Here is a 23,549-nt window from a genome sequence, read left to right as displayed (position 1 = left end):
GCTCCAGTGGTCTGGTCAAATCCAGGAATGCCGGGCGGGCAGGGTGCCGTTGAGGTGGTAGGCGCCGACTGCGTGGTATTTCCAGCGCACCGGGTCGTGCAGGGTGTGCACCCGGGCGTTGCGCCAGTGGCGGTCGAGGTTGAATTCGGCGAGGGTGGCGCGGCTGCCGGACAGCTCCAGCAGCTTCTCGCTGGCGAGCAGGGAAATCTCGGTGCTCAGTACCTTGGCCTCGGCCACGGCGATGGAAGCGCGGGCGGCGGATTCGACGGTCACCGGCGCGGCGTTGACCTCGTCCAGCACCCTGGCGGCCTTGGCCAGCAGGGCATTGGTGGCGTGCAGTTCGAGCTTGAGGCGGCCGATATCGGCGATCACGTAAGGGTCGTCGCCGGCCCGTTCGACCCCGGCATCGATCCACGGCCGGGCGCGTTCGCGGACGAAGGCGATGGTGTCGTCGATGGCCGCTTCGGCGATGCCCGCGTCGATGGCGGCCTGGATCAGCTGGGACACGGCGCCCTGGATGTTCGGGGTGTCGCCGATGCGCCAGTTTTCGATGACCAGCTCGGCCTCAACCGGCACTTCATTGAGCAGCACGGTGCCGCTGGCGGTGGTGCGCTGGCCGAAGCCGGACCAGTCGTCGACGATGCGCAGCCCCGGGCTGCCACGGCGGACGAAGGCCATCACCTGGCGGCCCTCGTCGTTGAGCGCCTTGACTGCCACCCAGTGGGCGAACAGGGCGCCGGTGGAATAGAACTTCTGGCCGCTGATCACGTAGCCGTCGCCCTGGCGGGTGATGCGTGCCTTCAGTTCCAGGGTGTTTTTCGTGCCGCGCTCGGGCCCGGCATTGCCGATGCGCCAGCCGTCCAGCACGGACTGGAACAGCACTTCTTTCTGCTGTTCGCTGGCGGCGCCGCGGATCAGCTGGAGGATGCCGACCTGGTTCTGCGGAATCTGCCCCAGCGCCGGATCGGCGGCGCTGATGACGCGGAACACTTCGGCCAGGGCGCTGAATGACAGGCCTGGTCCGCCGTATTCACGAGGAATGCTGATGCTGCCCAGGCCGCTGCGGGTGAACTGCTCGACTTCGGCCCAGGGCAGCTTGCGTTGCTGGTCGCGCTTGCCGGCCTGGGGGCGGGCGATGGCGGCCAGCTCGTGGGCGGCCTGGATGGCCTCGGCATCGCTGCGCAGGACCTTGGCGGGGAGCAGCAGCGGTGCCGTGTCCAGATCGCTATGGACGGTGGTGGTGGCGAGATTGGACATACCTGACCTCATCTTCGGGGAAAGTGCTTGGGGTCCGGTGGTCCGGTGCATATACCGTAATCGTGTATAAAAATTATTTGAACTAACGATTGGGAATATGGATAGAAAGCGGATTGTTGCCCTGGCAACACAGGTTCAACAGTTGTGGTGCTCTTAATGGCCCTATCGCTGGCAAGCCAGCTCCCACAGGGTCGGTGTTCACAATCCTTGTGGGAGCTGGCTTGCCAGCGATATGGCCCTCAAGAGCACCATCAATATTTGTCTCCTAAGCTAATTCTAAAAAGTTATTTATTTTTAATTTCTTAGATCAATTAGTCTTTCAACCACTCACCACCGAACCCGCCCGCCAGGAGTCCTGTCATGACCTTCTTCGCCCCGTTGCGCCTGTTTTCTGCCCTGACCCTGGCCGGTGCCGCCATGTTCGTGCAGGCTGCCGACCTGACCGTCGCCTACCAGACCACCGTCGACCCGGCCAAGGTGGCTCAGGTCGATGGCCGTTACGAGCAGGCCAGCAAGGCCAGCATCGACTGGCGCAAATTCGATAACGGCGCCGACGTGATCACCGCCGTGGCCTCCGGCGACGTGCAGATCGGCTACCTCGGCTCCAGCCCGCTGGCCGCCGCCGCCAGCCGCAAGCTGCCGGTGGAAACCTTCCTGATCGCCACCCAGATCGGCGCCGCCGAAGCCCTGGTCGCCCGCGACGGCGCCGGGATCACTTCGCCCCAGGACCTGGTCGGCAAGAAAGTCGCCGTGCCTTTCGTTTCCACCGGCCACTACAGCCTGCTGGCGGCGCTGAAGCAGTGGAACATCGACCCGTCGAAAGTGCAGATCCTCAACCTCGCGCCACCGGCCATTACCGCCGCCTGGAAGCGCGGCGATATCGACGCCACCTACGTCTGGGACCCGGCGCTGGGCGTGGCCAAGGAAAATGGCAAGGTGCTGATCACCTCCGGCGAACTGGCGAAGAAAGGCGCGCCGACCTTCGACGCCTGGATCGTGCGCAAGGACTTCGCCGCCAAGCACCCCGAAGTGGTCAAGGCCTTCGCCAAGGTGACCCTCGACGCCTACGCCGACTACCGCAAGGACCCGCAAGCCTGGCTGGCGGACAAGGCCAACGTCGACAAGCTGGTCAAGCTGTCCGGCGCCAAGGCCGGCGATATCCCGGGTCTGCTGCAGGGCAACGTGTTCCCGCTGGCCGGTGACCAGGTCGCCGCCCTCGGCGCACCGACCACCCAGGCCATCACCGACACCGCCAAATTCCTCAAGGAACAAGGCAAGGTCGAGGCCGTGCTGCCGGACTATTCGCCGTACGTCAGCGCGCAGTTCATCACCAACTGAGTCACGGAGTCGTCATGGCCCTGCTGCAACTGGAGCGCATCAGCGCACAGTACCCCGGCGCCGCCGAACCGGTGCTGTCCGATATCTCACTGAGCCTTGGCCCCCAGCAATTGCTGGTGGCCCTCGGCCCTTCCGGCAGCGGCAAGACCTCGCTGCTCAACCTGATCGCCGGCTTCGTCAGCCCGAGCGCCGGACGCATCACCCTCGACGGGGTGCCGGTGCAAGGCCCCGGCGCCGAGCGCGGCGTGGTGTTCCAGGACGATGCCCTGCTGCCCTGGCAGGACGTGCTGGCCAACGTCGCCTTCGGTCTCGAACTGGCCGGCGTACCCCGTGCCCAGCGCGAGCAGAAGGCGCGGGAAATGCTTGCCTTGGTCGATCTCGCCGACTTCGCCGAACGGCGCATCTGGCAACTGTCCGGCGGGCAGAAGCAGCGCGTCGGCCTGGCCCGCGCGCTGGCCGCCGACCCACGGGTGCTGCTGATGGACGAGCCATTCGGCGCCCTCGATGCCTTCACCCGCGAACAGATGCAGGAACTGCTGCTGCAGGTCTGGCAGCGCACGGCCAAGCCGGTGTTCCTGATTACCCACGACATCGAGGAAGCGGTCTTCCTCGCTACCGACCTGATCCTGCTGGCGCCCAACCCCGGTCGGGTGGTGGAGCGTCTGCACCTGGACTTCGGCCAGCGCTACGCGGCGGGTGAATCGGCACGCTCGATCAAGTCCGATCCACGCTTTATCGAAACCCGCGAGCATGTGCTGGCGCGGGTCTTCTCGCAACGCAGGGAGTTCGCATGAGCAGCCTCGAACTGCCGGTAACGGCCAAACCTACAGTCGCCGCGCCACGGGTGCGACGTACCTTGAGCACCCGCTGGATCAGCGGCCTGACCCTCGCCAGCCTGTTGCTGCTGTGGTGGCTGGTGACCGCAGCGGAGTGGATCGAACCGTTGTTCCTGCCGTCGCCGGAAGCCGTGCTGAGCAAGGCCTGGGTACTGCTGACCCAAGGCTATATGGATTCCACGCTGTGGCAGCACCTGGGTGCCAGCCTGAGCCGTATCGGCCTGGCCTTGGGCGCGGCGATCCTCACCGCGATCCCGATCGGCATTGCCATCGGCCACAACCGCATTGCCCGCGGCATTCTCGACCCGCTGATCGAGTTCTACCGGCCGATCCCGCCGCTGGCCTACCTGCCGCTGATCGTGATCTGGTGCGGTATTGGCGAGCTGTCCAAGGTGTTGCTGATCTACCTGGCGATCTTCGCCCCGATCGCCATTGCCACCGCCACCGGTGTGCGCACCGTCGACCCGGCCAAGCTGCGCGCGGCGCAGTCGCTGGGAGCGAGCAAGGCGCAGCTGATCCGCCATGTGATCCTGCCCAGCGCCTTGCCGGACATCCTCACCGGCGTGCGCATCGGCCTGGGCGTGGGCTGGTCGACCCTGGTCGCCGCCGAGCTGATCGCGGCCACCAGCGGTCTGGGCTTCATGGTCCAGTCGGCGGCGCAGTTCCTGGTCACCGATGTGGTGGTGCTGGGCATCCTGGTCATCGCCCTGATCGCCTTCGCCCTGGAAATGGGCCTGCGCGCCCTGCAACGCAAGCTGGTGCCGTGGCACGGCCAGAGCCACTGAACGACTTTCTAGTGAGACAGACATGAGCCTGATCATTACCCCGCTGAGCCCGGCGCTCGGCGCGCAAATCACTGGCGTGGATCTCAGCCGCGAGATCGACGCCACCACCCGCGATGCCATCGAGCAGGCCCTGCTCGCGCACCAGGTGCTGTTCTTCCGCGAGCAGTCGATCACCCCGCGCCAGCAGGCGGATTTCGCCGCGCGCTTCGGTGACCTGCATATCCACCCGATCTACCCCAACGTACCGGACACCCCACAGGTGTTGATACTCGACACCGCCGTCACCGACGTGCGCGACAACGCCATCTGGCACACCGACGTGACCTTCCTGCCGACCCCGGCGCTGGGCGCGGTGCTGGCGGCCAAGCAGGTGCCTGAGTTTGGTGGGGATACCTTGTGGGCCAGTGGCATCGCGGCTTACGAGGCCCTGTCCGAGCCGCTGAAGCGCCTGCTCGACGGGCTGACTGCGACCCATGACTTCACCAAGTCATTCCCGCTGGAACGCTTTGGCAGCACCGCCGAAGACCTGGCGCGCTGGGAAGCCACGCGCAAGGCCAATCCACCGATCTCGCACCCGGTGATACGGACGCACCCGGTGAGCGGGCGCAAGGCGCTGTTCGTCAGCGATGGTTTCACCACGCGGATCAATGAGCTGAGTGAGCAGGAAAGCGAGGCGATCTTGAAGCTGCTATTCGCCCATGCCACGCGGCCGGAGTTCACCATTCGCTGGCGCTGGCAGGCGGGGGATGTGGCGTTCTGGGATAACCGGGTAACCCAGCATTACGCGGTGGATGATTACCGGCCGCAACGGCGGGTGATGCATCGGGCGACGATCCTTGGGGATGTGCCGTTCTGAGGGTTGTGTGGTGGATTTGATGGCCTCATCGCCGGCAACGCCGGCTCCCACAAGGTTCAGCGGTGTTCGCGATACCTGTGGGAGCCGGCGTTGCCGGCGATGAGGCCCTAAGCAACAACCTAGATGATCCGGGCCTCGAAACTGGCCGGCTTCAACTGGATCGCGACGAACTTCGACGTCGGCGTATGGCTGCCATCGCCGACACTCTCCAGCGGCACCAACGGGTTCACTTCCGGATAATAGGCCGCCGCCTGCCCCGCCGGGATATCGAACGCCAGCAAGGTAAACCCGGTCACCCGCCGCTCCAGCCCATCACCCCACAGCGATACGATGTCGGCCTTGTCCCCCGGGTTGAAGCCCAGGCGGATGATGTCGGCTTCGTTGGCGAACAGTACGTTGCGCTGCCCGCGAACCCCGCGATAACGGTCGTCGAGGCCGTAGATGGTGGTGTTGTACTGATCATGGGAACGCATCGATTGCATGATCAGGTCCGGCAGCTTGCCAGTGGCGCGCACGCCTTCGTGGATCAGGTCGTCCGGCAGGCGGTTGGCCTTGAAGTTGGCCTTGCCGCTGGCGGTTTTCCACACCCGCTGCGCCGCGTTGTTGCCCAGGTAGAAGCCGCCTGGGTGTTTCAGGCGCTCGTTGAACTGGTCGAAACCGGGAATGGTGTCGGCGATCAGGTCGCGGATGCGGTCGTAGTCGGCGATCAGCCAGTTCCAGTCCACCGGCCGGTTGCCGACGGTCGCCGCAGCGATACCGGCAATGATCGCCGGCTCCGAACGCATTTGCTGCGACAGCGGTTTGAGCTGGCCGTTGGAGGCGTGGACCATGCTGAACGAGTCTTCCACCGTGACCGCCTGCGGGCCTTCGCCCTGCTGGTCGATATCGGTGCGGCCGAAGCACGGCAGGATCAGCGCTTCCTTGCCGTGGATCAGGTGGCTGCGGTTGAGCTTGGTGCTGATGTGCACGGTCAGGTCGCAGTTGCGCATGGCCTGGGCGGTGCGGTCGGTGTCCGGGGTGGCCTGGGCGAAGTTGCCGCCCAGACCGATGAACACCTTGGCCCGGCCTTCGAGCATGGCGTGGATCGCCTCGACGGTGTTGTGGCCGTTGTGCCGTGGCACCGGGAAGCCGAAACGGCGCTCCAGGGAATCCAGCAGTGCTACCGGCGGACGCTCGTTGATGCCCATGGTGCGGTCGCCCTGCACGTTGCTGTGGCCGCGCACCGGGCACAGGCCGGAACCCGGCACGCCGAGGTTGCCGCGCAGCAGCATGAGGTTGGCGATTTCCTGGATGGTCGGCACCGAGTGGCGGTGCTGGGTGATGCCCATGGCCCAGCACATGATGACGTTCTTCGCCTTCACGTACATCCGCGCAGCCAGTTCGATCTCGCCCAGGGTCAGGCCGGATTGGTTTTCGATCTGCTCCCAGGTGGTGGCGTCGACCACCGCCAGGTAGTCGTCGACGGTGGCGGTGTGCTCGGCGATGAAGGCGTGGTCGAAGATCGGCTCCTCACCCTTGGCCAGCGCCTCGCGTTCCCACTGCAGGAGGAACTTGGCCATGCCGCGCATCATCGCCATGTCGCCGCCCAGGGCCGGGCGGAAGAATGCGGTGTTGGTCGGCTTGTCGCCGTTGGTGAGCATCTCGATCGGGTGCTGCGGGTGCTGGAAACGCTCCAGGCCGCGCTCCTTGAGCGGGTTGATGCACACCACCTGGGCGCCGCGCTCCACCGCCTCGCGCAGCGGTTCGAGCATGCGCGGGTGGTTGGTGCCGGGGTTCTGGCCCCAGACGAAGATGGCGTCGGCGTGCTCGAAGTCATCGAAGGTGACCGTGCCCTTGCCGACCCCGACGCTCTGGCTCAAGGCCACGCCGCTGGCCTCGTGGCACATGTTCGAGCAGTCCGGGAAGTTGTTGGTGCCAAAGGCGCGGACGAACAGCTGATAGAGGTAGGCGGCTTCGTTGCTGGCCCGGCCCGAGGTGTAGAACTCGGCCTGGTCCGGACTTTCCAGCGCGTTCAGGTGACGGGCGATCAGGGCGAAGGCATCGTCCCAGGCGATCGGCCGGTAGCGGTCGCCGACCGGGTCATAGACCATCGGGTCGGTCAGCCGGCCCTGGTATTCCAGCCAGTAGTCGCTCTGGCCGAGCAGCGAGGTGACGCTGTGGCGGGCGAAGAAGGTCGGGTCGACACGGCGCTTGGTCGCTTCCCAGTTCACCGCCTTGGCGCCGTTCTCGCAGAACTTGACCATGCCGTGTTCCGGCGAGTCGCCCCAGGCGCAACCAGGACAGTCGAAACCGCCGTTCTGGTTGGTCTTGAGCAGGGCGCGGATGTTCTTCAGGGCGTTGTCGCTGCCGACCCACGCCTGGACCACGCTGCGCAGCGCACCCCAGCCGCCGGCGGCGCCGTTGTACGGTTTGTAGCGCGGAACGGGTTTCTGGTCGGCTTGATGATGCAGGCTCACGATCGATTCTCCCGTGCAGGGCTGTAGACCCTTGGTGCACTGTGCTGCGGCAGGTGGATGAGGTTCAGGTTGTGGCGCCGGGCCCATTGCAGGGCCAGGCCGGTAGGTGACGACAGGCTGACCAGGGTCTGGATGCCGGCGCGCAGGACTTTCTGGATCAGCTCCAGGCTGCAGCGGCTGGTGACCACGGCCAGGCCGCCTTGAGTGTCGATGCGCTGGCGGACCAGGGCACCGATCAGCTTGTCGAGGGCGTTGTGCCGGCCGATATCCTCGCGGCCCAGCAGCAGCTTGCCGCTGGCGTCCATGAACGCCGCCGCGTGGACCGCGCCGCAGTGCTGGCCAAGGGGCTGGAACTCGCCGATGCGCTGGCGCAGGCCGACCAGCCATTCAGCGGGCGGCAGCGGCGCGCCGGGCAGCACCTTGAGGTCGGGCAGGGCCTGTTCCACGGCTTCCACGCCGCACAGGCCGCAGCCGCTGGTGCCGGCCAGTTGGCGGCGCTGGGTCTTGAGGTTCCAGAACGCCCGGCTGGCGATTTCCACCTGGGCGTGCAGGGCCGAACCGCTACCGGAAAGCTTGATGTCGTAGATGTCGTCGTCGCTGTCGACGATGCCGCTACCGATGCTGAACCCCACCACGAAATCGTCGAGATCGGTGGGACTGACCAGCATCACCGCCTGGCTGATGCCGTTGTAGGCGATGGCCAGGGCCACTTCCTCGGCGAGGTCGGCGCTGGCGGGGGACTGGTCTTCGAGTTCGCTGTACTCGTAACGCACGCTGGCGGCAGGGGCTTCCAGGCTTGTGGAGGCCGCGCAAACCGGAGGCTTGCTGCTCATTTATTGGAATACCGGCAAGGCTAATTCGACTTCTAAGCCTAGGCCTGTGCTCGGGTATCGTCTAATCGCTTGTGCCGATGCCTTGATAGAGGCCGTCGATCACTGTTCGTCGAGCAATTTCCGGTATTCGGCGATGCAGGCTTCGGCCAGCGCCGAGCGCGGTGCCGTGCGGCGCATGATCAGGCCCAGCGGGGCGAGGGTGCTGGCCTGTTCGATGGGGTGCAGGCGCAGGCCGCCGGTCACCGCCTCAAGGCCGCTGCCTAGCGGCATCACCGCGCAGCACAGGCCGCCGTGCACGGCCTGGACCAACTGATGGACGGCATCGGTCTGCAACAACAGGCGCGGGGTGATGCCGCGGCTGTGGAAGTTGTGGTCCACCGACTGGCGGAAGTGCATGCCGGCGGTGAGCAGGCCCAGCGGCAGTTCGGCCAGGGCTTCCCAGTGCAGCGGGGCGTCGTCGAAGTGGAAGTGCGCCGGGTCGTACAGCAGGCCCATGGGCGACTCGCCCAGCGGCAGGGCTTCGAAGCGCTCCTGGTCGAGGCGCTCCAGGTATGACAGGCCGAGGTCGAGGCGATTGCTGGTGAGCTGTTCGAGGATTTGCTCGGAACTCAGGGCGCTGAGTTCGAAGGCCAGCTCCGGGTGCTGGCGGTGCAGGCGTTGCAGCAGTGGCAGCGGGTCGAAGCTGGACAGCGGCACCATGCCCAGGCGCAGGGTCCCGGCCAGATGCCCGCGGCAGGCGGCGGCCTCGGCCTGCAGGCCGTCGTAGGCGGCCAGTACCGAGCGCGCCCAGGCCAGCACCCGCTCGCCCTGGGCAGTAAAGCCTTCGAAGCGCTGACCGCGATTGACCAGCTCCAGGCCCAGCTCACGCTCCAGGTTGCGCAGGCGCATCGACAGGGTCGGCTGGGTCACGTGGCACAGTGCGGCGGCCTGGCCGAAGTGGCGGGTTTCGTCCAGGGCGATGAGGAATTTCAGCTGTTTGATGTCCATCGTCGTCTCGGGGGCTGGCGGGCGGGGCATTCTAACCTGACCTAGACTGTGGGCTCCGAGATTCCTTAATCAGGGAGAGCGCTATGAGTCTGTTCAGTTTCGTGAAAGAAGCGGGGGAAAAACTCATCGATCTGCTGACGCCCGGCAATGCCAATGCCGCGGAGCAGCTCAAGGAGCACGTGGCCAAGGTGGGGCTCGGCAACCCCAATGTGCAGGCCACGGTGGAGGGCGACAAGGTTACGGTCACCGGCGAGGTGGGCAGTCAGGAGGAGAAAGAGAAGATTCTTCTCGCGCTGGGCAATATCGCCGGGGTGGCGTCGGTGGATGACCAGATCACGGTGACCGGGCCGGTCGTCGCCGCAGCGCGGTTCGTGGTGGTGAAGAAGGGGGACACGCTCAGCGCCATCTCGCTGGCGGTCTATGGTAATGCCAACCAGTACAACAAGATCTTCGAGGCCAACAAACCGATGCTGAGCCATCCGGACAAGATCTATCCGGGGCAGTCGCTGCGGATTCCGGACTGAACCGCAGCCCTTGTGTTGCATGGCCCGGCCTCATCGCTGGCAAGCCAGCTCCCACAGGTACTGCATGTGCCGGACCTGTGGGAGCTGGCTTGCCAGCGATAGGGCCAGTAGCCACAACCGCAGGGTCACAGTCCTTCCAGTAACGCCCGGTAGTCCTCCTGCGCCGCGAATTCCTCGGTATCGCGCGCAGGCTGGCGGCTGTCCGGCTGGCGCACGGCGAGCAGATGGGCGACGCCAAAGTCGCGGGCGCTGCGCAGGATCGCCAGGGTGTCGTCGATGAACAGGCTGCGCGCCGGGTCGAAACCGGTGTCGGCCTGCAGGGCGCTCCAGAACTGCGGGTTCTCCTTGGGGAAGCCGTAGTCGTGCGAGCTGATCATCCGCTCGAAATACGCCGCCAGCGCCACCCGCTCCAGCTTCAGCGACAGCGAATCACGGTGCGCATTGGTGATCAGGATCACCCGCTTGCCGGCCCGTTGCAGCGCGGCGAGAAAGGTGTCGGCATCCGGTCGCAGGGCGATCAGCTCGGCGCTTTGCCGCTTCAGTTCGCGGATCGGCAGCTTTAGCTCGGCGCTCCAGAAATCCAGGCAGTACCAGTTCAACGAGCCGGCATGGCGCTCGAACAGCGGCTGGATCTCAAGCTCCGCCATGGCCCGGCTGATGCCGTGGTGCTCAGCGTAGCGCTGGGGCAGCAGCTCCAGCCAGAAGTGGTTGTCGTAGTGCAGGTCGAGGAGAGTGCCGTCCATGTCCAGCAGGACGGTGTCGATATCGCGCCAGGCGAGAGGAAGCATGTGCAAGATTCTCGTTCGGTCGGGCCGTGGTGGGCGCTATAGTACTCCGTTACCGCCAAGGAGCCGCTCCCCCATGCGCCAGAAACCCACCGTCCTTTCCAGCGAAATCGTCGCCAGCAGCCGCCTGTTCCGTGTCGAAGCCGTGCAGTTGCGCTTCTCCAACGGCACCGAGCGCACCTACGAACGCCTGGTCGGCCGGGGCAACGGTTATGGCGCGGTGATGATCGTGGCGATGCTCGACAGCGAGCACGCGGTGCTGGTGGAGGAATACTGCGGCGGTACCGACGAATACGAGCTGTCCCTGCCCAAGGGCCTGATCGAGCCGGGCGAGGACGTCCTGGCCGCCGCCAACCGGGAGTTGAAGGAAGAGGCCGGCTACGGCGCCCGTCAGCTGGAGCACATCACCGAGCTGTCGCTGTCCCCCGGCTACATGAGCCAGAAGATCCAGGTGGTGCTGGCCACCGACCTCTACGAAGAAAGCCTGCCGGGCGATGAGCCGGAGCCGATGCGCGTCGACAGCATCAACCTGCGCGAGCTGTCGGCGCTGGCCCAGCATCCGCAGTTTTCCGAAGGCCGGGCGCTGGCGGCGCTGTACCTGGTGCGCGACCTGCTGACCCAGCGCGGGGTGTTCACGGTATGAGCGTCATCGAGCTGATGCCCCATGTCGTCGAGCTGGCGCGTCGTGCCGGCGAGGCCATCCTGCCGTTCTGGCGCGCCAACGTGGCGGTGAGCGCCAAGGCCGACGACTCCCCGGTAACTGCCGCCGACCTGGCTGCGCACAAGGTCATCGCCGAGGGCTTGCAGGCGCTGGCGCCGGAGATCCCGGTGCTGTCGGAGGAAGACTGCGATATTCCATTGGAACAACGTCAGGCCTGGCAGCGCTGGTGGCTGGTGGACCCGCTGGACGGGACCAAGGAATTCATCGCCGGTACCGAGGAATTCACTGTGAATATCGCCCTGATCGAGCACGGCCAGGTGCTGTTCGGCGTGGTGGCGATGCCGGTCAATGGTCGGGTCTATTACGGCGGCCAGGGCGTTGGTGCGTGGCGTGCGGAAGCCGATGGCGTCGAGCAGCCGATCCAGGTGCGTCTGGCACCACCGGCGGGTGAGTCGTTTACCGTGGTTGCCAGCCGCCGCCATTCCAGCCCGCAGCAGGAGCGCCTGCTGGCCGGCCTGGGTGAAGCGCTGGGGGAACTGGAACTGGCCAATATCGGCAGTTCCCTGAAGTTCTGCCTGCTGGCTGAAGGTGCCGCTGATTGCTATCCACGCCTGGCGCCGACCTCGCAGTGGGACACCGCCGCTGCCCAAGGTGTGCTGGAAGGCGCGGGCGGCGAGGTGCTGGGCCTGGATGGCCAGCCGTTCGTCTATCCCGCCCGCGAGTCGCTGCTCAATCCGTTCTTCCTCGCCCTGCCGGCCGCTGCGCCATGGCGCGGCAAGCTGCTGGATCTCGCCTCAGCGATGTAGCACGTACTGCCCGTCGAAGGCCACGGCGGGCGCTTCGGCACCTTCATTGAACACCTCGGTATGCAGCGTCAGTCGCGCCCGGCCATGGCGCTGGTAGGTCTTGATGAAGCGCTGCCAGACCTTCTCCTCCGGCGCTGCGCATACCGCGATGGCCGCGCCGGTCACCGGCAGCGGATAGCTGATCGCCCCTTCCTGGATGACGATATGTCCGTCATCGATCCCCGCCTCGCGCAGCGCCAGGTGCAGCCAGCCCCAACCCGCCAGCACCGCGCCGCAGTACAGGCTGCCGCCGAACATGGTGCTCTTGTGGTTGACGTTGGGTTCCAGCGGCAGGCGCAGGCGCAGGCGTTGCTGCTGCCAGTCGAGCACGCGCATGTCCATGTCGCGGGTCAGCGGGATGTCGTGGTGCAGGATGCTTTCCAGGTATTGGCTGTCGCTGCTCATCAGCGGGATTCCTCCGGATCATCGGCGGCATGGCTGTCGGCGAAGCTCAGGCCGTGCTTGCGCAGCTTGTCGTGCAGGGTCTTGCGCGGGATGCCGAGGGCTTCGGCGAGGCTGCGCATGGAGCTATGCGGGCGGGCCAGCTCGGCGGCGATCAGCGAGCGCTCGAAATGCTCGACCTGTTCGCTGAGGTTGCCGTCGGCCGGCGGCAGGTCCTGCGGTGCGGCGCTGTTTTGCCCGTGGCCGTCGAGGGCCAGTTCCAGGCCGAGGGCGAAACGCTCGGCGGCGTTCTGCAACTCGCGCACGTTGCCCGGCCAGTCGTGGCGCAGCAGCATCGCCCGCTGTGCCGGTTGCAGCTGGTGGGCGGGCAGGCCGTGGCGCTGACTGGCGGCATCGGCGAAGTGCTGGAACAGCACGAGGATGTCGTCACCGCGGTCGCGCAGCGGCGGGATGCGCAGCGGCGCGACGTTGAGGCGGTAGTAAAGGTCGGCGCGGAAGCGGCCCTGGTCGGCGGCCTGGCGCAGGTCTTCCTTGGTTGCGGCGATGACGCGGATATCCAGGGGGATCTGCTGGTTGCCGCCAAGGCGTTCCAGCACCCGCTCCTGGAGCATGCGCAGCAGCTTGACCTGCACATCCAGGCTCATGCTCTCGATCTCGTCGAGGAACAGCGTGCCGCCATTGGCGAATTCGAACTTGCCGATGCGGCGCTTCTGCGCGCCGGTAAAGGCGCCGGGCTCATGGCCGAACAGCTCGCTTTCCACCACCGACTCGGCCAGGGCCCCGGCGTTGATCGCCACGAACGGGCCGTCGCGACGGCTGGACAGGTCGTGCAGGGCGCGGGCCACCACCTCCTTGCCGGCGCCGGTCTCACCGAGGATCAGCACGTCGGCACGGGTGCCGGCGAGGGCACCGATCTGTTCTCGCAGACGCTGGATAGACGGCGAGTGGCCGACCAGGCGCCCGCTCAATTCCTGGCGGTCGCTCAGGGCCAGGCGCAGGCTGCGGTTGTCCAGCACCAGGCGGCGCAGGGCCAGGGCGCGGCGCACGCTGTCGAGCAGGGCATCGCTGGCGAAGGGTTTTTCCAGGAAGTCATAGGCGCCGGCACGCATGGCCTGTACGGCCAGTGGCACGTCGCCGTGGCCAGTGATCAGCAGCACCGGCAGCTCCGGGTCCTGGCCGTGCAGTTGCTCCAGCAGTTGCAGGCCGTCGATGCCGGGCATGCGGATATCGCTGACCACCACGCCCGGCCAGTCGGCCTCGATGCGCTGGGCCAGGCCCTGGGCATCGCTCAGCGGCAGGACGCGCAGGCCGGCGAGGTCGAGGGTCTGGCTGAGGGCCTGGCGCAGGTGCGGGTCGTCGTCGACCAGGATCACCTGGGTGCGGCTGTCGATCAGGGGCTCGGTCATGCCGAGGAGTCCTCCGAGGTCTGAAGATTGGCACCGGGCTTGGCCACGCGCAGTTGCAGGGTCAGCAAGGCGCCGCCCTCCGGGTGGTTGGCCAGCAGCAGTTCGCCGCCCAGGGCGCGCATCAGCGTGTCGCAGATGGCCAGGCCGAGGCCGAGGCCCTGGGTGCGGGTCTTGGTGGTGAAGAACGGCTCGCGGGCGTGGGCCATGGCCTGGCTGGTAAAGCCGGGGCCGTTGTCGCGAATGGTCAGGAAGACGTAGTCATCGCGGCGTTCGGCACTCAGCCAGAGCTTGCGCGGGTTGGCCTTTTCGGTGAGGGCGTCGAGGGCGTTGGCCAGCAGGTTGCCGAGCACCTGGCGCAGGCGGGTTTCCCCGGCCTGGACCCACAGCGTGGCTTCCGGCAGGTCGCGCACCAGCTCCACCGCCATCGCCCGCCGGCGCTTGGCCAGCAGGGCCAGGGCGTCGTCCAGCGCCGGTTGCAGGGCCACGCTTTCCGGGGCGTGGCGGTCACGGCGGGCGAAGGCGCGCAGGTGGGCGATGATCGAGGCCATGCGCCCGGTCAGTTCGTTGATCAGCTTGAGGTTGCCGCGGGCATCGTCGAGGCGCTGGTGGTCGAGGAGGATCTCGGCGTTTTCCGCGTAGCTGCGGATCGCCGCCAGCGGCTGGTTGAGCTCGTGGCTGATGCTCGCCGACATGGTCCCGAGCACCGACAGCTTGCCGGCCTGGACCAGTTCGTCCTGGGCGCGGGCGGCTTCCTGCTGGGCCTGTTCGCGCTCCAGCACTTCGCTCTTCAGGCGGCGGTTGAGGCCTTCGAGGTCGGCGGTACGCTCGGCCACGCGCTTTTCCAGGTCGTGGCGGGCACGGGCCTCGAAGTCGATGCGGTCCATGTAGTGGCGGCGGCGCTGCATCACCAGGCCGACCAGCAGCATCACCACCAGCAGGGTGGCGCCGCCCACGGCCATGACCGTGCTCACCGAGCGATCCACCAGCACCCGCGGGGCGAGGATGTTCACTTCCCAGCCGGTTTCCGGGATCGAGCGGGTCTGTACCAGCCAGGCCTGGCGGTTGAGGTTGAGCGGCTTGGGTTCCTGGGTCGGGTAGGGCTGGATCGCGGTGATCGACTGGCGCTCTTCATCGCTAAGCGGGCGGGTCGCGCGGAAGCGCCATTCCGGGCGCGAGGTCAGCACCACCACGCCGTTGCTGTCGGTCAGCAGCAGTTGCTCCGGGCTTTTGCCCCAGAGGGTTTCGGTGTGGTCGAGGTCGACCTTGACCACTAGCACGCCGATCACCTGGCCGTTGTTCCACACCGGCGCGCCGAAGAAGTAGCCGCGCTTGGCCGAGGTGGTGCCCTGGCCGAAGAAGCGCCCCAGGCGCCCGGCGGTGGCGTCGCTGAAATACGGGCGGAAGGCGAAGTTGCGGCCGATGAAGCTGTCTTTCTTGTCCCAGTTGGAGGCGGCCAGGGTGTTGCCCTTGGCGTCCATCAGGTAGATGACCTCGGCGCCGGTCTGGCTGCTGATTTCCTTGAGCCGGCGGTTGGCGTTGGTCAGGTATTCCAGGCGCAGCGGATCGGCCAGCACGTCGCGGATGGTCGGCAGGTCGCCGAGGATCTGCGGCAGGGCTTCGTAGCGGTGCAGGGTACCGAGCAGGTTGGCGACGTAGAGGTCGAGGGTCTGGCGGTTCTGGCTGGCCAGTTCGTCCTGGTAGTAATGCTCGGCGAGGCGGTTGAGCGGCCAGAGCAGCGGCGCCAGGCACAGGGCCAGCAGGGCGAGGCTTCGCCAGCGGGGGCGACGGGGAAGGCTGGGGGTCATGGTCATCGCGAAAATGCGCCAGAAAGATCTGGCGCATTATGCGCTACTTCAGGCAGTCGATCAGCGCCTGATGCCAGTCGGGCTGGCTGACGTTCCACTCGCGTTGCAGGCGGCTGCAATCCAGGCGCGAGTTCAACGGCCGCTGGGCGGGCGTCGGGTAGTCGCTGGACGGGATCGGCACCAGGTTGGCGCAGGGCTTGCCCTGGGCCTTGAGCTGCTCGCCGATGGCCTGGGCGAAGCCGAACCACGAGGTTTCACCTTGCGCGGTCAGGTGGTAGACGCCCCAGGCGCCGGCCTGGCCAGCCTGCCAGCGCTCGATGAGCTGGCGGGTGCTGTCGGCGATGGTACCGGCCCAGGTCGGCGCGCCGATCTGGTCGGCGACCACGCGCAGTTCCGGCTTCTCTTGCAGCAGGCGCTGCATGGTCAGCAGGAAGTTGCGCCCGTGGGTCGAGTACACCCAGCTGGTCCGCAGGATCAGGTGCTGCCCGCCGACCGCGGCGATCGCCTGTTCGCCAGCCAGCTTGCTCTGGCCGTAGACACCCAGGGGATTGGTCGCGTCGTCCTCGGTGTAGCGGCCTTGCTTGCTGCCGTCGAAGACGTAGTCGGTGGAGTAGTGGATCAGCGGGATGCCCAGGCGCTTGGCTTCTTCGGCGAAGATGCCTGGCGCCTTGGCATTGATCGCGAAGGCCAGCTCCGGCTCGCTTTCGGCCTGGTCCACCGCCGTGTGTGCGGCGGCGTTGATGATCAGGTCGGGGGCGATGGCGCGGACCTGCTCGGCGATGCGCTCGGGGTGCGCGAGGTCGAGCTGGTCGCGGCCGAGGACGTGCAGGTGACCGAGGTCACCCAGACGTGCCTGCAGTTCCCGGGAGACCTGGCCCTGCTGGCCGCTGATGAGGATCTTCAGCGCCTTGCCGGTCATTGACGCTCACCGGCCAGGGTGAACAGGTACTGGCCGTAGCCGGTCTTGCCGAAGGCCTTGGCGCGGGCCAGCAACTGGTCGCGGTCGATCCAGCCGTGGTCGTAGGCGATCTCTTCGAGGCAGGCGACTTTCAGGCCCTGGCGGTGCTCGATGGTCTGCACGTACTGCGAGGCTTCCAGCAGGCTGTCGTGGGTACCGGTGTCGAGCCAGGCGAAGCCGCGGCCGAAACGCTCCACGCGCAGGTCGCCGCGGGTGAGGTAGGCGTTGTTGACGTCGGTGATTTCCAGCTCGCCGCGTGGCGATGGCTTGACGTTCTTGGCGATCTCGACCACGTCGTTATCGTAGAAGTACAGGCCGGTAACGGCGTAGTGCGACTTCGGTTCGGTCGGTTTCTCTTCGATGGACAGGGCGCGGCCTTCCTTGTCGAATTCCACCACGCCGAAGCGCTCCGGGTCCTTGACCCAGTAGCCGAACACGGTGGCACCCGACGGCTGCTTGATCGCGCGCTTGAGCTGCTCGCTGAAGCCCTGGCCGTGGAAGATGTTGTCGCCGAGGATCAGGCACACCGGGTCGTTGCCGATGAACTCTTCGCCGATCAGGAAGGCCTGGGCCAGGCCGTCCGGGGAAGGCTGCTCGGCGTAGCTGATCTCGATGCCGAACTGGCTGCCGTCACCCAGCAGCTGGCGGTACTGCGGCAGGTCCTGCGGGGTGGAGATCAGCAGGATCTCGCGGATGCCGGCGAGCATCAGCACCGAGACCGGGTAGTAGATCATCGGCTTGTCGTAGATCGGCAGCAGCTGCTTGGAAACGCCGAGGGTGATCGGGTGCAGGCGGGTGCCGGAGCCGCCCGCCAGGATAATGCCTTTGGTCATGCAATCAGGTCCTTGAAGTCGGAGGTGCCCAGGCGTTGCCCTTGGTAGCTACCGTCCTGCACGTGGCGGCACCATTCCAGGTTATCCAGATACCACTGGACAGTCTTGCGCAGACCGGTTTCGAAGGTTTCCTCCGGCACCCAGCCCAGTTCACGTTCGATCTTGCTGGCGTCGATGGCGTAGCGCTGGTCGTGGCCAGGGCGGTCCTTGACGTAGGTGATCAGGTCGGCGTAGTTGGCCACGCCTTCCGGACGCTGTGGCGCCAGCTCTTCGAGCAGCGCGCAGATGCCGCGCACTACGTCGATGTTCTTCTGCTCGTTGTGGCCACCGATGTTGTAGGTCTCGCCTACCACACCTTCGGTCACCACCTTGAACAGGGCGCGGGCGTGGTCTTCGACGAACAGCCAGTCGCGCACTTGCAGGCCGTTGCCGTACACCGGCAGCGGCTTGCCCGCCAGGGCGTTGAGGATCACCAGCGGGATGAGTTTTTCCGGGAAGTGGAACGGCCCGTAGTTGTTCGAGCAGTTGGTCAGCAGCACCGGCAGGCCGTAGGTGCGGTTCCAGGCGCGGACCAGGTGGTCGGACGCGGCCTTGCTTGCCGAGTAGGGCGAGCTTGGCGCGTACGGGGTGGTTTCGGTGAACAGATCATCGACGCCATGCAGGTCGCCGTACACTTCGTCGGTGGAAATATGGTGGAAGCGGAAGGCTTCACGCTCGCCGGCCGGCAGTGTCGACCAGTAGCCACGGGCGGCTTCCAGCAGGCTGTAGGTGCCGACGATATTGGTCTGGATGAAGTCCGACGGACCATCGATGGAACGGTCGACGTGGGATTCCGCAGCCAGGTGCATGATCGCATGGGGCTTGAAGCGCTCAAGGACAGCACTGACGGTTGCCTGGTCGACGATGTCGGCCTGGACGAACTCGTAGCGGGTGTTGGTCGCGATGCTGTTCAACGACTCCAGGTTGCCGGCGTAAGTCAGCTTGTCGAGGTTGAGCACCTCGTGTTCGGTGTTGTCGATCAGGTGGCGAACCAGCGCCGAGCCAATGAACCCGGCTCCGCCGGTGATGAGGATTCGCATGTCGAGCTGCCTTTCTTCCATAACTGACATTGAGCAAAGGGCGCATAGCTTGTGTGCAGGTGAGTGCGGGTGCAAGCAGATTGCGCTGGATAACCGTTTCGTCACGGTTTATTCAACAAAGACTGGACGAAATGTGCGGAATTTTAACCACTGCACTTGCTTAATGGCAGTGCTGATGGCGATATAGCGCAAAAAAACCGAGGTCCCCGCCATGCCCCTCAGCACTTTGCTCCACCGTGCAAGCCAGCCTTGCCCCACCCTCAGCGAACGTCAGGCCCGTGCCCTGCTCAATCAGCACTATGGGCTGGACGGTGGCTTGCAGGCGCTGGGTAGCCAGCAGGACCTGAACTTCCGCGTCGACAGCGAGCAGGGCCGTTATGTGCTGAAGGTCTGCCATGGTGATTACTCGGCGGTGGAACTGGAGGCGCAGCACGCCGCCCTGGGCCATCTGCGCGAGCGCGGGGTGCCGGTGCCGGCGGTGCGTGCGGCGCTGGACGGTGAGCAGTTGCTGGCGCTGGACTTCGATGGCCAGGGTGTACGCGCCCGGCTGCTCGACTATATAGAAGGGCAGACCCTGACCCGCCTCAAGCACATGCCGGCGCGCCTGGTCGCCGAGCTGGGTGCCTTGTGCGCGCGGGTCGACCAGGCCCTGGCCGATTTCAGCCACCCTGGCCTGACCCGCACCCTGCAATGGGACCCGCAGCACGCCCAGCCGCTGATCGCCCATCTGCTTCCGGTACTCGCCGAGGGGCCGCGCAAGCAGCGTGTGCAGGCCGCTGCCGCCCGGGCGGAGCAGGCGCTGGCCGCGGTGCAAGCCGAGCTGCCGAAGCAGGCGGTGCACCTGGATATCACCGACGACAACGCTGTGTGGCAACGCGATGACGAGCGCCAGTGGCAGTTGCAGGGGGTGATCGATTTCGGCGACCTGCTGCATACCTGGCGGATTGCCGACCTGTCGGTGACCTGCGCGGCGCTGCTGCATCACGCCGAGGGCGATCCGCTGCGCATCCTGCCGGCGGTCGCCGCGTACCACGCCATCAACCCGCTGACCGATGCCGAACTCAAGGCGCTCTGGCCGCTGATCGTCGCCCGTGCTGCGGTGCTGGTGCTGAGCAGCGAGCAGCAACTGAGTGTCGATCCGGGCAATGAGTACAGCCGCGCTAACCTGGACCACGAGTGGGAAATCTTCGACGTCGCCGACAGCGTGCCCTTCGAACTGATGGAGGCGGCGATTTTCCAGGCGGTGGGCCTGGAGCCGCCGATTGCCGAGGCGGGTGAATGCCTGCCGCTGCTGCCAGGCCTGAAGGGGCAGGCGGTGCACCGGGTCGATCTCGGCGTGCTCAGCGAGCACTTCAGCGCTGGCAACTGGGAGGCGCCGGGTATCGACCAGCAATTGCTGGCGCAGCAGGCGGCACCGGCGACCTCGCTGTATGGCCAGTACCGGCTGTCCCGCACCCATATCGACAATCCCCGCGAGCCGGACACCTTCGCCTTGCAGGTGGAGTTGCACCTCGAACCCGGCACCGCGCTGGTGGCCCCCTTCGCCGGGACCTGGCAGGTGGCCGGGCCGAATAGCGGTTGCCTGCAAGGCGCATCGCTCGGCCTCTGGTTGTGGGGCTGCGGTGATGCACTGGCCGACGGACAGGTGGTCGAGGCCGGCCAGTCCCTGGGACACAGCGGCAGCAGCATTACCGTGCAACTGTGCCGGGTAGCGGGTTTGCGCCCGCCGGCGTTCGTCGTGCCGTCGCGGGCCAGGGCCTGGCAGGTGGTTTGCCCCTCGCCGGCCGCACTGCTTGGCTTCGACTGCGATGCAGCGCCACTGGGCGATGCCCAGGCCCTGCTGGAGCGCCGCGACGCCAGCTTCGCCCGCTCGCAGAAGCACTATTACCAGCAGCCGCCGCAGATCGAGCGCGGCTGGCGCAACTACCTGATCGACCTGCAAGGGCGGTCGTACCTGGACATGCTCAACAACGTCGCGGTGCTGGGCCATGGCCATCCGCGCATGGTCAGCGAGGCGGCGCGGCAATGGTCGCTGCTCAATACCAACTCGCGCTTCCACTACGCGGCCATCGCCGAGTTCTCCGAGCGCCTGCTGGCCCTGGCGCCCAAGGGCATGGACCGGGTGTTCCTGGTCAACAGCGGCACCGAGGCCAACGACCTGGCGATCCGCCTGGCCTGGGCCGCCAGCGGCGGGCGCGACATGCTCAGCGTGCTGGAGGCCTATCACGGCTGGTCGGTGGCGGCCGACGCGGTGTCCACCTCGATCGCCGACAACCCTCAGGCCCTGACCAGCCGGCCGCAGTGGGTGCATCCGGTGACTGCGCCGAACACCTATCGCGGCAAGTACCGCGGAGTCGACAGCACCGCCGACTATGTCCGCGATGTCGATGCCACCCTGGCCGAGGTGGACGCTACCGGGCGCCAGCTGGCGGGCTTTATCTGCGAGCCGGTGTATGGCAATGCTGGCGGTATCCCGCTGCCGCCGGGTTACCTGCAACAGGTCTACGCCAGGGTGCGCGAGCGCGGCGGCGTGTGCATCGCCGACGAGGTGCAGGTCGGCTACGGGCGGATGGGTGATTTCTTCTGGGGCTTCGAAGAGCAGGGCGTGGTGCCGGACATCATCACCATGGCCAAGGGCATGGGCAACGGTCATCCGCTGGGTGCGGTGATCACCACCCGGGCAATCGCCGAGGCGCTGGAAGCCGAGGGCTATTTCTTCTCCTCCGCAGGCGGCAGCCCGGTGAGCTGCCGGATCGGCATGGCGGTGCTCGATGTGATGGCCGAGGAAGGGCTATGGGAGAACGCCCGCGAGGTGGGTGGCTATTTCAAGGAGCGGCTGCAGCGATTGGTCGATGAATATCCGCTGGCGGGGGCGGTGCACGGGTCCGGCTTCTACCTGGGCCTGGAGCTGGTGCGCAACCCGGACACCCTTGAGCCGGCCACCGAGGAAACCATGATCCTCTGCGATCGCCTGCGCGACCTGGGGATCTTCATGCAGCCTACCGGCGACTACCTGAACATCCTCAAGATCAAGCCGCCGATGTGCACCACGCGGGCAAGCGTCGATTTCTTCGTGGACAGCATTGCCCAGGTGTTGTCAGAAGAGCTCTAACTCGTGAATCGAAGCCGGTTAACTCGATTCTTATCGATTTAACCGGCTTTTTTATGCGTTACGATTTTGTTTCATGGCTTTCATTGTCGATATTTATCGGATATAAATCCGTTCACTTGAACATCCACCAAGGTTCGACTCATGAAGACTCTGAGCTCTACTCCCCGCGCCGATGGTTTCCACATGCCCGCCGAATGGGCGCCGCAAACCCAGGTCTGGATGATCTGGCCGGAGCGTCCGGACAACTGGCGCCTTGGTGGCAAGCCGGCCCAGGCCGCACACACCGCAGTGGCCAAGGCCATCGCCCGCTTCCAGCCGGTGACGGTCGGCGTTTCTGCCGGTCAGTACGAGAACGCCGTGTCGCGCCTGGCCGACCAACCGAACATCCGTGTGGTCGAGCTGAGCAACGACGACGCCTGGGTGCGTGACACCGGCCCGACCTTCGTCATCAATGACAGCGGCGATGTGCGTGGCGTCGATTGGGGCTTCAACGCCTGGGGCGGCTTCAACGGCGGCCTGTACGCACCGTGGAACCGCGACGAGCAGGTGGCCGGCAAGATCATGGGCCTGGAGCGCACCGCGCGCTATGTCACCGAGGGCTTCGTGCTCGAAGGCGGCTCGATCCATGTCGACGGCGAAGGCACCCTGATCACCACTGAGGAATGCCTGCTCAACGCCAACCGCAACCCGCACCTGAACCGCGAGCAGATCGAGGAAATCCTCCGCGAAAACCTCGCCGTCGAGACCATCGTCTGGCTGCCGGACGGCCTGTACAACGACGAAACCGATGGCCACGTCGACAACTTCTGCTGTTACGTCAGCCCGGGCGAAGTGTTACTGGCCTGGACCGATGATTCCAACGACCCCAACTACGCCCGTTGCCGCGCGGCCATGGCGGTGCTGGAAAGCCAGCGCGATGCCAAGGGGCGAACCTTCGTGGTGCACAAGATGCCGATTCCGGGGCCGATGTACGCCACCCAGGAAGAGTGCGACGGCGTTGACATGGTCGCTGGCAGCCAGGAGCGCAGCCCGTCTTCGCGCCTTGCCGGGTCCTATGTGAACTTCCTCATCGTCAACGGCGGGATCATCGCGCCAAGCTTCAATGACCCGGCCGATGCCGAGGCTAGAGCGATTCTCGCGCGCCTCTTCCCGGATCACGAAGTGGTCATGGTGCCCGGTCGTGAACTGTTGTTGGGCGGGGGCAATATCCACTGCCTGACCCAGCAGCAGCCCGCACCGCTAAAGCGTTGATTTGACGTCAAAAAAAAGCCCGTCCCAGGACGGGCTTTTTCATGCCCGGGCGACGGGCGGCTCCCCCGCGTGGCATAGCTTTTGTATTAATTACAAAGGTTAAAAGGTTGTAACAAGAGATGGGCGGTCGGTGGTTTCCCACGGATTTGTCACAAATCTTGAGTAATTTGCTCAACTCACGCCTCTGGGGGAGTACGTGTGAAATGAATACTGCACGTGAGTTGGCTTCGCACCCGACAGTCATGAGCCATGAAGCGCTTCAGGTATTGGCGCAATGGTTGAAACACAACGGACCAACCCGGGTCAGGAAGACCGATCCACGGCGACTGCTGGCGGAACGTTACCCAGTGGGCCTGATCACCGAAGCGGAGCTCGATGCTCTGGTCGGTGTCTGGCACGGTTGAGGGACAGCTGCAATAAAAAAGGGCGATGCCGGGGAGGCATCGCCCTTTTTGTTGTTCTCTAGGGCCTCATCGCCGGCAAGCTGAACTGGCCTAATGATCCCGGACACCTCTTAAGGGCGATATGATTCGCCCATTC

At 65.8% G+C, this 23,549-nt stretch carries 21 protein-coding genes; 10 read left to right on the top strand and 11 right to left on the bottom strand.

Going from position 1 to position 23,549, the window contains the following annotated elements:
* Positions 1-15: 15 nt before the first annotated feature.
* Positions 16-1,257: an SfnB family sulfur acquisition oxidoreductase gene (locus ACODSK_RS13960; protein WP_489016828.1), complete on the bottom strand. Its 1,242-nt coding sequence runs from the start codon at positions 1,255-1,257 to the stop codon at positions 16-18.
* Between the two features lie 360 nt (positions 1,258-1,617).
* Between ACODSK_RS13960 and tauA the strand changes: the two genes are divergently transcribed.
* Genes tauA through tauD form a run of 4 tightly spaced genes read left to right on the top strand, consistent with a single transcriptional unit; the run spans position 1,618 to position 5,072 of the window.
* Positions 1,618-2,595, top strand: coding sequence for a taurine ABC transporter substrate-binding protein (tauA, locus tag ACODSK_RS13955; RefSeq protein WP_489016826.1), 978 nt, complete (start codon positions 1,618-1,620; stop codon positions 2,593-2,595).
* Between the two features lie 14 nt (positions 2,596-2,609).
* Entirely contained in the window at positions 2,610-3,389 is a 780-nt protein-coding gene (gene tauB, locus ACODSK_RS13950; protein WP_489016824.1) for a taurine ABC transporter ATP-binding subunit, read from the top strand.
* Complete coding sequence (gene tauC, locus ACODSK_RS13945; protein WP_489016822.1) at positions 3,386-4,216, top strand: taurine ABC transporter permease TauC; 831 nt, start codon at positions 3,386-3,388, stop codon at positions 4,214-4,216. The genes tauB and tauC overlap by 4 nt, the downstream gene beginning before the upstream one ends.
* Before the next feature lie 22 nt (positions 4,217-4,238).
* Complete coding sequence (gene tauD, locus ACODSK_RS13940; RefSeq protein WP_489016820.1) at positions 4,239-5,072, top strand: taurine dioxygenase; 834 nt, start codon at positions 4,239-4,241, stop codon at positions 5,070-5,072.
* 119 nt (positions 5,073-5,191) lie between these two features.
* On the opposite strand, the gene ACODSK_RS13935 is transcribed toward tauD, so the two are convergent.
* The 3 genes from ACODSK_RS13935 to ACODSK_RS13925 form a co-directional block, all read right to left on the bottom strand.
* Complete coding sequence (locus ACODSK_RS13935) at positions 5,192-7,528, bottom strand: FdhF/YdeP family oxidoreductase (protein ID WP_489016818.1); 2,337 nt, start codon at positions 7,526-7,528, stop codon at positions 5,192-5,194.
* A complete protein-coding gene (gene fdhD / locus ACODSK_RS13930) occupies positions 7,525-8,361 on the bottom strand; it encodes a formate dehydrogenase accessory sulfurtransferase FdhD (protein WP_489016816.1) in 837 nt (278 codons plus the stop codon). The genes ACODSK_RS13935 and fdhD overlap by 4 nt, the downstream gene beginning before the upstream one ends.
* Positions 8,362-8,460: 99 nt before the next feature.
* Entirely contained in the window at positions 8,461-9,348 is an 888-nt protein-coding gene (locus ACODSK_RS13925; RefSeq protein WP_489016814.1) for a LysR family transcriptional regulator, read from the bottom strand.
* 83 nt (positions 9,349-9,431) lie between these two features.
* Here ACODSK_RS13925 and lysM point away from each other — a divergent pair, with 83 nt between their 5' ends.
* A complete protein-coding gene (gene lysM / locus ACODSK_RS13920; RefSeq protein WP_489016812.1) occupies positions 9,432-9,872 on the top strand; it encodes a peptidoglycan-binding protein LysM in 441 nt (146 codons plus the stop codon).
* 125 nt (positions 9,873-9,997) lie between these two features.
* Here the strand turns inward: lysM and yrfG are convergent, their stop codons facing one another.
* The gene (gene yrfG, locus ACODSK_RS13915; protein ID WP_489016810.1) at positions 9,998-10,660 is read right to left on the bottom strand and encodes a GMP/IMP nucleotidase; all 663 of its coding nucleotides are present in this window, start codon (positions 10,658-10,660) and stop codon (positions 9,998-10,000) included.
* A gap of 73 nt (positions 10,661-10,733) precedes the next feature.
* Here yrfG and nudE point away from each other — a divergent pair, with 73 nt between their 5' ends.
* Positions 10,734-11,300: an ADP compounds hydrolase NudE gene (gene nudE / locus ACODSK_RS13910; RefSeq protein WP_489016809.1), complete on the top strand. Its 567-nt coding sequence runs from the start codon at positions 10,734-10,736 to the stop codon at positions 11,298-11,300.
* The gene (gene cysQ / locus ACODSK_RS13905; RefSeq protein WP_489016807.1) at positions 11,297-12,124 is read left to right on the top strand and encodes a 3'(2'),5'-bisphosphate nucleotidase CysQ; all 828 of its coding nucleotides are present in this window, start codon (positions 11,297-11,299) and stop codon (positions 12,122-12,124) included. The genes nudE and cysQ overlap by 4 nt, the downstream gene beginning before the upstream one ends.
* Here cysQ and ACODSK_RS13900 read toward each other — a convergent pair.
* Genes ACODSK_RS13900 through rfbB form a run of 6 tightly spaced genes read right to left on the bottom strand, consistent with a single transcriptional unit; the run spans position 12,113 to position 18,646 of the window.
* Positions 12,113-12,568: a thioesterase domain-containing protein gene (locus ACODSK_RS13900; protein ID WP_489016805.1), complete on the bottom strand. Its 456-nt coding sequence runs from the start codon at positions 12,566-12,568 to the stop codon at positions 12,113-12,115. The genes cysQ and ACODSK_RS13900 overlap by 12 nt on opposite strands.
* Positions 12,568-13,971, bottom strand: a complete 1,404-nt coding sequence (locus ACODSK_RS13895) for a sigma-54-dependent transcriptional regulator (protein ID WP_489016804.1) — start codon at positions 13,969-13,971, stop codon at positions 12,568-12,570. Before ACODSK_RS13895 ends, ACODSK_RS13900 begins: the two co-directional genes overlap by 1 nt.
* A complete protein-coding gene (locus ACODSK_RS13890; RefSeq protein ID WP_489016802.1) occupies positions 13,968-15,782 on the bottom strand; it encodes a sensor histidine kinase in 1,815 nt (604 codons plus the stop codon). Before ACODSK_RS13890 ends, ACODSK_RS13895 begins: the two co-directional genes overlap by 4 nt.
* A gap of 37 nt (positions 15,783-15,819) precedes the next feature.
* Positions 15,820-16,695: a dTDP-4-dehydrorhamnose reductase gene (rfbD, locus tag ACODSK_RS13885; RefSeq protein WP_489016801.1), complete on the bottom strand. Its 876-nt coding sequence runs from the start codon at positions 16,693-16,695 to the stop codon at positions 15,820-15,822.
* Positions 16,692-17,567 carry a glucose-1-phosphate thymidylyltransferase RfbA gene (gene rfbA / locus ACODSK_RS13880; RefSeq protein WP_489016800.1) on the bottom strand — a complete coding sequence of 292 codons (876 nt, stop codon included), beginning with the start codon at positions 17,565-17,567 and terminating at the stop codon, positions 16,692-16,694. Before rfbA ends, rfbD begins: the two co-directional genes overlap by 4 nt.
* Positions 17,564-18,646, bottom strand: a complete 1,083-nt coding sequence (gene rfbB / locus ACODSK_RS13875; protein ID WP_489016799.1) for a dTDP-glucose 4,6-dehydratase — start codon at positions 18,644-18,646, stop codon at positions 17,564-17,566. The genes rfbA and rfbB overlap by 4 nt, the downstream gene beginning before the upstream one ends.
* Positions 18,647-18,857: 211 nt before the next feature.
* Between rfbB and ACODSK_RS13870 the strand changes: the two genes are divergently transcribed.
* From ACODSK_RS13870 to ACODSK_RS13860, 3 genes are all read left to right on the top strand, one after another.
* A complete protein-coding gene (locus ACODSK_RS13870; protein WP_489016797.1) occupies positions 18,858-21,758 on the top strand; it encodes an aminotransferase in 2,901 nt (966 codons plus the stop codon).
* Positions 21,759-21,899: 141 nt separating this feature from the next.
* Positions 21,900-23,009, top strand: coding sequence for an agmatine deiminase (gene aguA / locus ACODSK_RS13865; RefSeq protein ID WP_489016796.1), 1,110 nt, complete (start codon positions 21,900-21,902; stop codon positions 23,007-23,009).
* A gap of 203 nt (positions 23,010-23,212) precedes the next feature.
* Positions 23,213-23,413, top strand: coding sequence for a hypothetical protein (locus tag ACODSK_RS13860; protein ID WP_489016794.1), 201 nt, complete (start codon positions 23,213-23,215; stop codon positions 23,411-23,413).
* Positions 23,414-23,549: the final 136 nt, after the last annotated feature.

It is taken from the genome of Pseudomonas sp. FG98 (assembly GCF_057808595.1).
This window is presented reverse-complemented; position numbering and strand designations above follow the sequence as displayed.